Annotated in this window: 12 protein-coding genes; all 12 read left to right on the forward strand. The window is 30.5% G+C overall.

What is annotated here, in order from left to right:
- Nucleotides 1-88: 88 nt before the first annotated feature.
- On the forward strand, nucleotides 89-1,060 hold the full coding sequence (locus tag DK441_RS11750; RefSeq protein ID WP_109098905.1) for a type I phosphomannose isomerase catalytic subunit: 972 nt from the start codon (nucleotides 89-91) through the stop codon (nucleotides 1,058-1,060).
- A 6-nt stretch (nucleotides 1,061-1,066) separates the two neighbouring features.
- Nucleotides 1,067-2,080: a dTDP-glucose 4,6-dehydratase gene (rfbB, locus tag DK441_RS11755; protein ID WP_109098906.1), complete on the forward strand. Its 1,014-nt coding sequence runs from the start codon at nucleotides 1,067-1,069 to the stop codon at nucleotides 2,078-2,080.
- A 58-nt stretch (nucleotides 2,081-2,138) separates the two neighbouring features.
- Nucleotides 2,139-2,996, forward strand: coding sequence for a glucose-1-phosphate thymidylyltransferase RfbA (rfbA, locus tag DK441_RS11760; protein ID WP_109098907.1), 858 nt, complete (start codon nucleotides 2,139-2,141; stop codon nucleotides 2,994-2,996).
- A gap of 1 nt (nucleotide 2,997) precedes the next feature.
- Nucleotides 2,998-3,543: a dTDP-4-dehydrorhamnose 3,5-epimerase gene (rfbC, locus tag DK441_RS11765; RefSeq protein WP_109098908.1), complete on the forward strand. Its 546-nt coding sequence runs from the start codon at nucleotides 2,998-3,000 to the stop codon at nucleotides 3,541-3,543.
- A gap of 353 nt (nucleotides 3,544-3,896) precedes the next feature.
- Nucleotides 3,897-4,937, forward strand: a complete 1,041-nt coding sequence (locus DK441_RS11770) for a hypothetical protein (protein WP_109098909.1) — start codon at nucleotides 3,897-3,899, stop codon at nucleotides 4,935-4,937.
- Between the two features lie 17 nt (nucleotides 4,938-4,954).
- Nucleotides 4,955-5,821 carry a dTDP-4-dehydrorhamnose reductase gene (gene rfbD, locus DK441_RS11775; protein WP_109098910.1) on the forward strand — a complete coding sequence of 289 codons (867 nt, stop codon included), beginning with the start codon at nucleotides 4,955-4,957 and terminating at the stop codon, nucleotides 5,819-5,821.
- Between the two features lie 88 nt (nucleotides 5,822-5,909).
- The gene (locus DK441_RS11780) at nucleotides 5,910-7,097 is read left to right on the forward strand and encodes a UDP-N-acetylglucosamine 4,6-dehydratase (RefSeq protein ID WP_109098911.1); all 1,188 of its coding nucleotides are present in this window, start codon (nucleotides 5,910-5,912) and stop codon (nucleotides 7,095-7,097) included.
- A 4-nt stretch (nucleotides 7,098-7,101) separates the two neighbouring features.
- A complete protein-coding gene (locus DK441_RS11785) occupies nucleotides 7,102-8,241 on the forward strand; it encodes a LegC family aminotransferase (protein ID WP_109098912.1) in 1,140 nt (379 codons plus the stop codon).
- A 338-nt stretch (nucleotides 8,242-8,579) separates the two neighbouring features.
- Nucleotides 8,580-9,833: a hypothetical protein gene (locus DK441_RS11790; protein ID WP_160112067.1), complete on the forward strand. Its 1,254-nt coding sequence runs from the start codon at nucleotides 8,580-8,582 to the stop codon at nucleotides 9,831-9,833.
- A 34-nt stretch (nucleotides 9,834-9,867) separates the two neighbouring features.
- Complete coding sequence (locus tag DK441_RS11795; protein WP_109098914.1) at nucleotides 9,868-10,509, forward strand: acetyltransferase; 642 nt, start codon at nucleotides 9,868-9,870, stop codon at nucleotides 10,507-10,509.
- A gap of 4 nt (nucleotides 10,510-10,513) precedes the next feature.
- Nucleotides 10,514-11,521, forward strand: a complete 1,008-nt coding sequence (gene neuB, locus DK441_RS11800; RefSeq protein ID WP_109098915.1) for an N-acetylneuraminate synthase — start codon at nucleotides 10,514-10,516, stop codon at nucleotides 11,519-11,521.
- On the forward strand, nucleotides 11,518-12,669 hold the full coding sequence (gene neuC, locus DK441_RS11805) for a UDP-N-acetylglucosamine 2-epimerase (protein ID WP_109098916.1): 1,152 nt from the start codon (nucleotides 11,518-11,520) through the stop codon (nucleotides 12,667-12,669). The genes neuB and neuC overlap by 4 nt, the downstream gene beginning before the upstream one ends.
- Nucleotides 12,670-12,674: the final 5 nt, after the last annotated feature.

The raw sequence follows: 12,674 nt of genomic DNA on the forward strand, positions 1-12,674 counted from the left end.
TAATAGATTTTGACAATTTTTAATACGTGTTCATTTAGGAAGTATGCCTTGTCAAAATCTATGAAAGAACTAATAAAAAGCAATAATTATGCTATATCCTTTAAAATTTCGACCAATTCTAAAAGAAAAAATATGGGGGGGGAATAAATTAAAAACTATTCTTAATAAACCTATAATAGATGAGAATACAGGTGAAAGTTGGGAAATATCAACGGTGGGTGGTGATATTTCAGTAGTATCTAATGGGAATTTAGAAGGAAAAAAACTAGATCATCTAATTAAAGAATATAAAGAAGATTTATTAGGTAATAAGGTATATCAGCAATTTGGGGATCAGTTTCCTTTGTTAATTAAATATATCGATGCCAAAGAGGACTTATCTGTTCAATTACACCCAAACGATATATTGGCGAAGAAACGTCATAATTCTTTTGGAAAAACTGAAATGTGGTATGTCGTTCAAGCTGATTCTGACGCTAAGTTAATTGTTGGTTTTAATAAAGATACGACAAAAGATGAATATGAAACGTTCCTGAAAGAGGGGAAAATTACAGAATTGCTGAATTTTGAAAACATTTCAAAAGGAGATAGTTATTTTATTAAAGCAGGAAGAATACACGCAATTGGAAAAGGATCATTGATTGCAGAAATTCAACAAACGTCAGATATTACGTATAGAGTTTATGATTGGGATAGAAAAGACAGTAATGGAAATGGGAGAGAATTGCATACAGATCTGGCATTGGATGCACTGGATTTTAAAGGAGATAGATCTTTTAAATTAGAATACGAAAAGGATAAAAACAAAATTAATAATCTTATTTCTGGCACATATTTCACAACAAATACACTTGAAATTGATCATGATTTAAAAAGAGATTACAAACACCTGGATTCGTTTAAAATCTTGATGTGTGTTGAAGGAAGTGGTGAAATAAGAACTGATAATAATTCTACAAATATCTCATTTGGTGAAACCATATTGATTCCGGCCAAAATTGAAAACTTACAAATTGAAAGCAATACTCAAGGGATGAAATTATTAGAAGTTTATATCTAATATATTATGAAGGGAAACATATTAATAACAGGAGGTGCAGGATTTATAGGGTCGAATTTTGTGAATCTTATTTCAAAAAATGATGACTCAAAAATTATCAATCTTGATGCATTAACCTATGCTGCTGATCTTGCTAATATTGAAGTCCAAAATGGCACAAATTATACTTTTATAAAAGGAGATATATGTGATTGGAGTGTGGTTGAAAAAGTTTTTATAGAACATAATATTGATACCGTAGTTCATTTTGCTGCAGAATCTCATGTCGATAACTCTATTGAAGGCCCAAAAGCTTTTATTGAAACCAATATTGTTGGGACGTTTAATTTGTTACAAGCTGCATACCAGACATGGATGAAAGCTCCAAATCAACCAAAGTTAGAGTTTGAAAACGCTCGCTTTTTACATGTTTCTACAGATGAGGTCTACGGTACATTAGGAAAAACAGGCCTTTTTACCGAGGAGACGTCTTATGCACCTAATAGCCCGTATAGCGCGTCAAAAGCGTCTTCTGATATGTTAGTTCGTAGTTATTTTCATACCTATGGCTTACCAGTGGTAACAACAAATTGCTCAAATAATTATGGCCCTAGACAGCATAATGAAAAACTAATCCCAACTATCATTAGAAAAGCTATTAATGAAGAAAACATACCTATTTATGGTGACGGCAAAAATATAAGAGATTGGTTATATGTTTTGGATCATTGTAAAGGAATAGACTTAGTACTACGTACCGGGAAAGTTGGAGAGACGTATAATATCGGAGGAAAAAATGAAAGAGAAAATATATATATTGCCACGACTATTTGTGAAATTTTAGATACTATAATTCCGAGGAGTACTACTAAATCATATAAAGATCTTATCACGTATGTTACCGACAGACCTGGCCATGATTTTAGATATGCTATTGATGCTTCCAAAATTGAAAATGAATTAGGGTGGAATGCAGAAGAAAATTTTGAAACAGGAATCAAAAAAACGATAGATTGGTACTTAAAGAAGTATAAGAATTAGTGCTGTTTTAAAGGCAAAAGTTGACTAAAATCCATTTTCAGACAATAATACTATAGCAATGAAAGGAATAATATTAGCAGGAGGATCAGGAACACGTTTACATCCGCTTACACTAGCGATTAGTAAACAATTAATGCCGGTTTATGACAAACCAATGATATATTATCCTCTTTCTACATTGATTTCTGCAGGAATTAGAGAAATTTTAATCATCTCTACTCCTCAGGATTTACCGTTATTCGAAAAACTATTAGGTGATGGCAAAATCTATGGTTGTCGATTTGAGTATGCTGTTCAGGAACAACCTAATGGGTTGGCAGAAGCTTTTATTATTGGAGAAAAATTTATTGGTGATGATAAAGTTGCTTTAATACTTGGGGATAATATATTTTATGGATCTGGATTAGAAAGTCTATTAGAAAACAATAATGATCCTGATGGCGGTATTATATATGCCTATCATGTTCAAGATCCTGAGCGATATGGAGTCGTTGATTTTGATAAAAATGGAAAAGCCACATCAATAGAAGAAAAACCAAAACAACCAAAATCAAATTATGCTGTACCCGGAATTTATTTTTACGATAATAAAGTAGTAGAAATTGCTAAAGCCATTAAACCAAGTGCTCGGGGAGAATTAGAAATTACCGATGTAAACAATGTATATCTACAACAAGGGAAATTAAAAGTAAGCATACTTGATAAAGGTACAGCCTGGTTAGATACAGGAACATTTAACTCTCTCATGCAAGCAAGTCAATTTGTTCAGGTTATTGAAGAACGACAAGGACTTAAAATTGGAGCTATAGAAGAAATAGCGTATAAAAAAGGTTTTATCGATAAAAATCAACTTCAGGAATTAGCAAAGCCTTTATTAAAAAGTGGATATGGTAAATATTTATTACAACTAGATTAAGATGGAAATTCAATCTACTTTTATTGACGGGTGTTTTATCCTTAAACCCAGAGTATTTGATGATGAAAGAGGCTCTTTTTTTGAAAGCTTTAACCAAAAAGTATTCGAAGAAATTACTGGGTTAAAAGTCGATTTTATACAAGATAACCAATCTGTTTCTAAGAGAGGAGCACTTAGAGGCTTACATTTTCAAACAGACGAATATATGCAGGCAAAATTGGTTAGGGTGGTTAAAGGAGAAGTATTAGATGTGGTTGTTGACCTAAGACCTAGCTCTAAAACATATAAAGAACATTATTCTATTGTGTTAAATGATCATAATAATTTTCAGTTATTTGTTCCCAGAGGTTTTGCACATGGGTTTATTACATTGAGTGAAAGTGCAATTTTTAGTTATAAATGTGATAACTATTATCATAAATCTTCAGAATCAGGAATCATATATAATGATCCCGATCTTGCAATTGATTGGAAATTAGATGCTTCTGAAATTCAGTTATCAGAAAAAGACAAAGATTTAGCTTTTATAAAAGACTTAAAATTATAATATCTCAAAAATCATAAAAAGCACACTTGTTTTTTTAAGGTAAATACCTGATGTTAAAAAAAATGTTAACGCTCATTTTTGTTTAATTTTTTTTATTACTTTGCCCTAGTTTCTTTTAAAATTATAAAAGAAAAACCTGAATTTTTTGGGAAAGCATAAATACTAGTGCTTTATGATTGGCGTTTTTCCTACCCTATCGTCAAAATAATAACATTTCATTGATTCTAATAAATAAGAGACTTTTTGTACATGTCTCCCGATTTTGAATCTGCGATATTATGTTATTTAATTTTATTTAAAGTTTATCAATTTTTTGGGCATGATTGCTCCTTAAAATAAATTAACCTACGACGATGAAAGAAAACACTTCAGAAGAAATTGACTTGGGAGAATTATTTAGATTGATTGGCAATGTTCTTAATAGATGTATTAAGTTTATTGATAAGATTTTTAAAAATCTTTTTCACCTTTTTATCCTTTTTCTTAAGTTCATAAGAACTCATTTTTTAAAATTTGTAACTGTAACATTTATAGGAGTTATAATAGGAGGATACTTAGATTATAGATCATTACCCATATATAAATCTTCTATGATTATAGAACCTAATTTTAATAGTGTTCAACAACTATACAACAATATTGAGTTTTATAATCAATTAGCAGAACATCAAGAAAGTAAAGCTTTATCTGAGGCTTTACAAGTTAGTGAAAACGAAGCATTATATATTAAAAAAGTTACAATAGAATCATTTTCTGATGAAACACAACGAATAAAACAGTTTAGCGAATTCATTAGCGGATTAGATTCTATATCTCAAAAACAAGTAGATTATGAGTATTATTTAAAAAACTTTAATGATATCAATGCAAAGTTTCATAGAATACAAATAGAGGCAACTTCTCCAGAAATAGCAAAACGATGCCAGAAAGCGATTGTAACATCAATAGAGAATAATGAGTATTTTAGACTACAGAAAGAAATTAACGAGCGCAATATTGCTCTTAAAGATTCAGTTATAGGCACTCAACAAGAAGAAATCAATGATTTACAAGCATTCTATAAGAAGATAAAAATCATGGAAGCTCAAAAACCTGATGGGACCACTAATATTAACTTGGCAGAAAATCAATCAGATCAAGTATCAGAGATCGAGTTACTAAATCAGGCAGGGAAACTAAAAGACGAAAAAATTGAACTAAATAATGAAAAAGCAAATACGAAGAATACCATTAATATTATTTCAGAATTCCCTAATAAAGGAGCTTTGGTAAATGATTTTATGAATAAAAAAATCGTATTGATACCAATAGTATTTGTTACTATCTTATTTTTGACCCTAATTCTTATTTCATTAAATAGGTATTTAATGAATTATGACAAATTAAATACGTGAATTTGGTAAGATAATAGATGGAAAAAAAATCGAAGAAAAACAATATTTTGATTACAGGATCGAGAGGTCAATTAGGGCAATGCATAGAAAAAATTAAGAAAAACTATCCCGAATTACAATTGTATTTTGCCAGTTCTGAAGCCTTAGATATCACAAAAAATGATGAGGTACAACTTTTTTTTAAAGATAAGTCATTCGATTTTGTAGTGAATTGTGCTGCATATACCAACGTAGAACAAGCAGAAAAAGAATCAGAAAAGGCTTTTTTGGTTAATGCAACTGGAGTACTAAATTTGGCACAGGTCTGCAAAGAGTATAATATTACACTTATACATATATCTACCGATTATGTTTTTGATGGGGCTAAAAAAACGCCTTATATAGAAGAAGATACTCCAAACCCAATTAATGAGTACGGAAAATCAAAATTAGCTGGTGAACAACACATCCAAGAAATTTTGGAGAAATATTTTATCATTAGAACATCATGGCTATATTCTGAATTTGGGCATAATTTTTTTAAAACTATTGTAAAAAAATCAGAGACCGAAAAAGATCTCACTATTATCACTTCTGAGATAGGTACACCAACAAATGCTAATGATCTGGCAAAATTTATACTAGATTTAATTTTGATTGATGATCCTAAATATGGGACATATCATTATAGTAATCTTGGTGAAGCCACATGGTATGATTTTACGGAAGAAATTTTAAGGTTTTCGAGCAAACTTGATACTATTAAACTTAAAAAAATAGATAATTACCCTACTTTTGCAAGAAGACCAAAATATAGTGTTTTGAATAAAGAGAAATGCTTAGCATCTTTTGGTTTAGAAATTCAAAATTGGAAAATATCTTTAGAAAACACAATAAAGAACTAAAGGAGATATAATTATAAGAAAACCAGGATAGATCATTGCTCTGATTCCAAAAACAGAGGGATTTGTAATATAAAATAGATTATTTTAAATGAACATATTAAAACTAATAGGAAGAAAGCAAGAATTATTTTCTAAAGACATCACAGAAAAAGAATCAGAACTGAAAAATATTGTTTCTTCTTCATCTTTTCTGGTTATTGGTGGTGCAGGCTCTATTGGACAAGCGGTGACTAAAGAAATCTTTAAAAGAAATCCACAAAAGCTACATGTTGTGGATATAAGTGAAAATAATCTGGTAGAATTGGTTAGGGATATCAGAAGTTCTTTTGGATATATCGAGGGAGATTTTAAAACTTTTGCTTTAGATATCGGATCATTAGAATATGACGCTTTTATAGAAGCCGATGGAAAATATGATTATGTACTTAATTTATCGGCCTTAAAGCATGTAAGAAGCGAAAAAGACCCATTTACATTAATGAGAATGATTGATGTAAATATTTTTAATACTGATAAAACCTTACTTCAGGCTATTAAAAAAGGAACCAAAAAATATTTTTGTGTATCTACCGATAAAGCTGCTAATCCTGTTAATATGATGGGAGCCTCTAAGCGAATTATGGAAATGTATTTGATGAGGAGAAGTAAAGAGATTAAAATCTCTACAGCACGCTTTGCTAATGTAGCTTTTTCTGATGGGTCATTACTTTATGGATTTGATCAAAGAATCAAGAAAAAACAACCTATAGTTGCTCCAAATGACATTAAAAGATACTTTGTGATACCAAAAGAATCAGGAGAGCTTTGCTTAATGTCGTGTATTTTTGGTAACAATCGAGACATTTTCTTTCCTAAATTAAGCGAGGATCTTCATTTAATCTCTTTTGCAGATATTGCGATTAAATATCTTAAAGAACTTGGGTATGAGCCTTATTTGTGTAAAGACGAAAATGAAGCCAGAGAAGCAATAGAAACATTACCTCAAGAAGGGAAATGGCCTTGCTTATTTTCTTCTAGTGATACAACAGGAGAAAAAGATTTTGAGGAGTTTTTTACCGATAAAGAAACCCTGGATATGGATAGATTTCATAACCTTGGAATTATAAAAAACGATTTAAATTTTGATGAAGAAAAATTAAATCTTTTCACTCAAGGAATTCAAAACCTGAAACAAAACAAGAGCTGGAACAAAAAGGATATTGTTGATCTTTTTTTCAAAATGATACCTGATTTTGGACATAAGGAGACAGGTAAATATTTAGATAGTAAAATGTAAATCTATGCATCAAGAATTTATATCCTTTGTTAAAGAGAGTTTTAGAACAGAAGAGTTTATACCATTGCATGCCCCAATATTTATGGGCAATGAAAAAAAATACCTGAATGAGTGTATTGATTCTACATTTGTCTCTAGTGTAGGTAAATTTGTTGATCAATTTGAGGCTGATATTGCAAAATTTACGGGAGCAAAACATGCAATTGCAACATCTAATGGCACAGCTGCTCTTCATATGGGCCTTCTAATGGCTGGAGTAAACCCAAATGATGAAGTAATCACTCAGCCCTTAACGTTTATTGCAACAGTTAATGCTGTAAGTTATATCGGAGCTCATCCTGTTTTTGTAGATGTAGATAAGGATACTCTTGGTTTGTCTCCAGAAAAACTAGATCATTTTTTATCACAAAATACTGAAATGCTAAATGGTGAATGTATAAATAAAACCACCAAGAGAAGGATAAAAGCGGTTGTTCCCATGCATACTTTTGGATTGCCTTCAAGAATTGATGAAATTGTATTAGTTTGTAATAAATTCAACATATCGGTAGTAGAAGATGCCGCAGAATCATTAGGTAGTTATTATAAAGAAAAACATACTGGAACGTTTGGTTTAATAGGAACATTTAGTTTTAACGGAAATAAGACTATTACTACTGGTGGTGGTGGAATGTTAGTTACCGATGATAATGACATAGCCAAAAAAGCAAAACACATAACAACAACTGCAAAAATACCACACCCGTGGGATTATGAGCATGATATGATAGCCTATAATTATCGCCTGCCAAATATTAATGCAGCGTTAGGGTGCGCACAAATGGAGAAACTCCCCCTTATTTTAGAAAAGAAAAGGATATTATCAGATAAATATGAAGCCTTTTTTAAGGATAAAAAATTACAATATCTCAAAGAACCAAGACACTCGATTTCGAACTATTGGTTAAATGCTATTCTGTTAGAAAACCTCGAAGAAAGAAATGCATTTCTAAAAGAAACTAATGAAAAAGGAGTAATGACCAGACCCATTTGGAAACTAATGAATGGTTTAACAATGTTTAAAAATGCCCAAACCGGAAATCTCGAAAATGCTAAATGGTTTGAAGAGCGTGTAGTAAACATACCTAGCAGTGTTATTTTATGATTAGCAGAAATCTTATTTTTATGAAAAACAAATACCTATTATACTTATTTGTGTTCTTTCTTTTCAATAATCTATTTATGCTATTTAATAATGGTGTTTATTGGGATGATTGGACAGTTTATAAAATGGATAGAATTGGCTTAATGCAACATTTTGGAAATAATGGTGCTTTGATGCTAGTATATGTTCATGATTTTTTAAATGATAGTGATTATTCTCCATTATTGTATCATTGGTTATCATTTGTGTTTCTTTTAGGGATATTCATGTTTTTTTTTAAAATTCTTAAACAATATGGATGTAAGGAAATAACAGCTTTTTTTATATCCTTATTAGCAATGTTAGCTCCTTATTTTGAAATAAAAAGTACTATTATTTGCATGCCGTATCCCTTGTTTTTATTTTTATTTACGGCTGGGTTGTATATGGTGCTTGATTTTTTAGAAAATAACAAAAAATATATAAGTTTAATTTTCGGAAGTTTTTTTCTTTTAGTAGGCTTTTTTTTAAATTCTTTACTTCCTCTGTTTTTGTTTATATTAACGTTACACTTTATAATAAAAAGAGATTTTTCGTTTGATAAAATAAAACAAACAAATTATAAAACAATATTTTCTTATTGTGGTTTAGGATTACTTCCTTTCATTTTTTGGATATTTAAGAAAGTATTTTTGCCAATAGGTGGAGCATATGCTTCTGTTGGATATAATAAAATAAATATTGTTTGGAAAGAAATTCCAATAAAATATGCAAATGCTTTTACTGATAATATTATTGGAATATATAAAGAGCTTATAACTGCGTTTCAAGATCATTTTTCATTTAGTATTGGTGTCTTTTTTATAAGTATTTTCTTTTCTTTTTTTGTACTTAGAAATGTTTTGTTTAAAGAAAATTATGAAAAATCAAAACTTCTAAAATTTATGATTTTTGGAATTTTGTCGTTCTTGGTAGTTGTATTTCCTTATTTAGTAGTTAATAAACCACCTTCTTATGAAGGATATGAAACAAGGCATCAAGTATTACTTCCACTAGCTTTATCTTTTTGTCTATTTCCTGTTGTATTTGTGCTTCCTGAAAATTTTAGGAAGGCAATCTGTATTTTTATACTTTCTTGCTTTCTTACAATTAATATAAATGCAAATGCCAATTATTTAAGAGGTTGGATAAAAATAGAAGCAGTAAAACATAATATTAAATTTTTGAATGAAAATAGAGATGGTACTATTTTTACTGATGGTTTTAATGGTGAATATAATGCAACCGAAAGGCAACTTATTTTTTATGAGCTGAATGGAGTTTTTAAAGAAATTCTGGGAAAAGAAGATAAATTTATTATACAAAATAAAAGTAGTTATAATTATCTATCAACTTTTTTAGCACAACCAGAATCATATAACATTAGGGATTTGACTGAAAATGTTAACGAAGATGTAGTTTTAAAAGTAGAGTATGGTAATGAAACAGATTATGGGCGGTTAGAAATTATGAAGAGTATCTATTATTATTATTTTAATCACGATAAATTTAAAGAAAGAGTTGAGAATATGTTAAGCATGAAATATCAACCAAAACCAGTTATTGTGGAATGATTTTTTTAATAATAATTATATAACATTAAAAAACATGACAAAGCTATTACTATTAGGTGGAGGCGGACATTGTGAATCGGTAATAGAAGTATTAGAAATGCTACCTGATTATCAAGTAATAGGCATTTTAGATCCTATTTATTCCGAATTGACAGAGGCAAAAATATTAGGATATCCAATTTTAGGAAATGATGATGATGTACTTAAATATATTCAGGAAGGTTATGAATTTGTAATTACAGTTGGGCAGATAAAATCTGCAGCTGTACGAAGAAAATTGTTTACCAAAGTGAAATCCCATGGGGGTAAATTACCTGTTATCATTTCATCTACAGCACACGTATCTAAACATGCTACAATTGGAGAAGGAACCGTTATAATGAATTTTTCTATGGTTAACAGTAATACTTCTATAGGAGTAGGTAATATCATAAATACATTTGCTAATATAGAACACGGCTGTAGATTAGGGGACTTTAATCATATTTCTACAAGAGCAACCGTTAATGGAGATGTTAACATCTATAATGATGTTTTTATCGGCAGTGGGACTATAGTCAATGAAGGATGTACTATTGAAGAAAATGTTGTTATAGGTTCGGGAAGCCTGGTAAGAAAAAATATTTCATCTAATAGGATTGCTCGTGGGAATCCTATAAAGATTATTAAAAAGTAAACATATGAATCCAGATAAAGTTGTTATCATAGCCGAAGCAGGTGTAAATCATAATGGAGATATTAAACTGGCAAAGAAATTAATAGATGCTGCTGCTGCTGCTGGAGTGGATTATGTAAAATTTCAAACGTTTAATTCTAAAAAACTAGTGAGCAAAAATGCTCAAAAAGCTACATATCAAAAAGAAAATACGGGTAATGCTTCAGAATCTCAATTAGCAATGTTGCAAAAGTTAGAATTGAGTAAAGACATGCACCTCGAATTAATACAATATTGTAATTCAAAAAATATTAAATTTTTATCTACTGGTTTTGATTTAGAAAGTATAGACTTTTTAAATGAATTGAATATAGATCTATTTAAAGTTCCTTCAGGTGAAATAACCAACTTACCATATTTAAGAAAAATAGGAAGCCTCGGTAAACCAATTATTATTTCAACAGGAATGGCAGATCTTAAAGAAATAGAAGAAGCTGTTCATGTTGTAGTTGAAGCTGGTGCAAGCATGTCTAGTATCACCATATTGCATTGTAATACTGAGTATCCTACACCAATGCACGACGTTAATCTTAGGGCTATGAATACCATTAAAGAGACATTTAATGTTCCTATTGGATATTCTGATCATACTTTGGGTATTGAAATACCAATAGCAGCTGTTGCTCTTGGGGCTACGGTTATTGAAAAACATTTTACACTAGACAAAACTATGGAAGGGCCTGATCATAAGGCTTCTCTTGAGCCAGAAGAATTAAAAGCAATGGTAACCGCTATTAGAAATATCGAAAATGCACTGGGTCATGGCAGAAAAGAACCCAGTAATAGTGAAAAAAAGAATAAGGAAATTGCAAGAAAAAGTATAGTTGCCAAAAAATCAATACAGCTAGGAGATATTTTCACAGATGATAACATAACCGTAAAAAGACCGGGTAGTGGTATTTCTCCTATGAAATGGGATAGTGTAATAGGAACAAAAGCATTAAGAGATTACCAAGAAGACGATTTGATATGAAGAATATTGCAGTCATAACAGGCACCAGAGCAGAATATGGATTGTTAAAACCTCTTATTAAGGCAATCACAGATGATTCTGAATTTAATTTACAATTGGTGGTTACCGGTATGCATCTATCACCAGAGTTTGGTCTTACTTATACTCAGATAGAACAAGATGGTTTTGTTATCGATAGCAAAGTAGAAGACCATCTATCCGGAGACTCCGCAGCAGCAATTACCAAGGCAATAGGAACGGCTATGATTGGTTTTGCAGAAACCTATGAAGCGCTAAATCCAGATCTTATAGTAGTATTAGGAGATCGCTCAGAAATATTAGCAGCTGCAACAGCTGCAATGATAAAAGGAATACCAATAGCACATTTGCATGGCGGCGAAACCACAGAAGGAGCATATGATGAAGGAATCAGACATGCCATCACAAAAATGAGCTATTTGCATTTTACCTCTGCAGATGTATATAGAAAGAGAGTGATACAACTAGGAGAATCTCCTGATCGGGTTTTTAATGTAGGAGCAATAGGAATTGATAGCATAAAAAGTTTAAAGCTACTTAATACAACAGAATTTGAAGAGTCAATTAATTATAAGCTAAATAAAAAAGCGGTATTAATTACGTTTCATCCTGTAACCCTCGAAAAAGCAACCGCAAAAAAACAGTTTGAGGAACTTTTAACATCATTAGACAAATTAGAAGATACCTCCTTAATTTTTACGAAACCTAATTCTGATAAAGACGGTAAGATAATTATCGAAATGATAGATGATTATGTGACCAAAAAACCAGAAAAATCAGTAGCCTTTACTTCATTAGGTCAGTTACGATATCTATCAGCATTACAACATGTAGATGTAGTTATAGGAAATTCTTCCAGTGGAATTTATGAAGTGCCTATTTTTAAAAAACCAACCATTAATATAGGAGATCGACAAAAAGGAAGATTAATGCCCGATAGTGTTATTAATTGTGAACCTAATAGTGGCGCTATTGATAAGGCAATACAGAAAGCTTTTGACAGAGAGTTTATTAAAAGCATACAGCAACAAAAAAATATTTATGGTGATGGTACAACTACATCTCAAATTATAGAAGTACTTAAAACAGTTAAGATAAAAGACATTAAAAAGTCATTTTATGATTTATAGTTTTA

The sequence above is a fragment of the Aquimarina sp. AU58 genome (assembly GCF_900312745.1).
Lineage (GTDB): Bacteria > Bacteroidota > Bacteroidia > Flavobacteriales > Flavobacteriaceae > Aquimarina > Aquimarina spinulae.

What these genes read in the sequence shown, in the direction of transcription:
- DK441_RS11750 (WP_109098905.1), top strand. Translation starts at nt 89, where the DNA reads ATGCTATATCCTTTAAAATTTCGACCAATTCTAAAAGAAAAAATATGG.
- rfbB (WP_109098906.1), top strand. Translation starts at nt 1,067, where the DNA reads ATGAAGGGAAACATATTAATAACAGGAGGTGCAGGATTTATAGGGTCG.
- rfbA (WP_109098907.1), top strand. Translation starts at nt 2,139, where the DNA reads ATGAAAGGAATAATATTAGCAGGAGGATCAGGAACACGTTTACATCCG.
- rfbC (WP_109098908.1), top strand. Translation starts at nt 2,998, where the DNA reads ATGGAAATTCAATCTACTTTTATTGACGGGTGTTTTATCCTTAAACCC.
- DK441_RS11770 (WP_109098909.1), top strand. Translation starts at nt 3,897, where the DNA reads ATGAAAGAAAACACTTCAGAAGAAATTGACTTGGGAGAATTATTTAGA.
- rfbD (WP_109098910.1), top strand. Translation starts at nt 4,955, where the DNA reads ATGGAAAAAAAATCGAAGAAAAACAATATTTTGATTACAGGATCGAGA.
- DK441_RS11780 (WP_109098911.1), top strand. Translation starts at nt 5,910, where the DNA reads ATGAACATATTAAAACTAATAGGAAGAAAGCAAGAATTATTTTCTAAA.
- DK441_RS11785 (WP_109098912.1), top strand. Translation starts at nt 7,102, where the DNA reads ATGCATCAAGAATTTATATCCTTTGTTAAAGAGAGTTTTAGAACAGAA.
- DK441_RS11790 (WP_160112067.1), top strand. Translation starts at nt 8,580, where the DNA reads ATGTTAGCTCCTTATTTTGAAATAAAAAGTACTATTATTTGCATGCCG.
- DK441_RS11795 (WP_109098914.1), top strand. Translation starts at nt 9,868, where the DNA reads ATGACAAAGCTATTACTATTAGGTGGAGGCGGACATTGTGAATCGGTA.
- neuB (WP_109098915.1), top strand. Translation starts at nt 10,514, where the DNA reads ATGAATCCAGATAAAGTTGTTATCATAGCCGAAGCAGGTGTAAATCAT.
- neuC (WP_109098916.1), top strand. Translation starts at nt 11,518, where the DNA reads ATGAAGAATATTGCAGTCATAACAGGCACCAGAGCAGAATATGGATTG.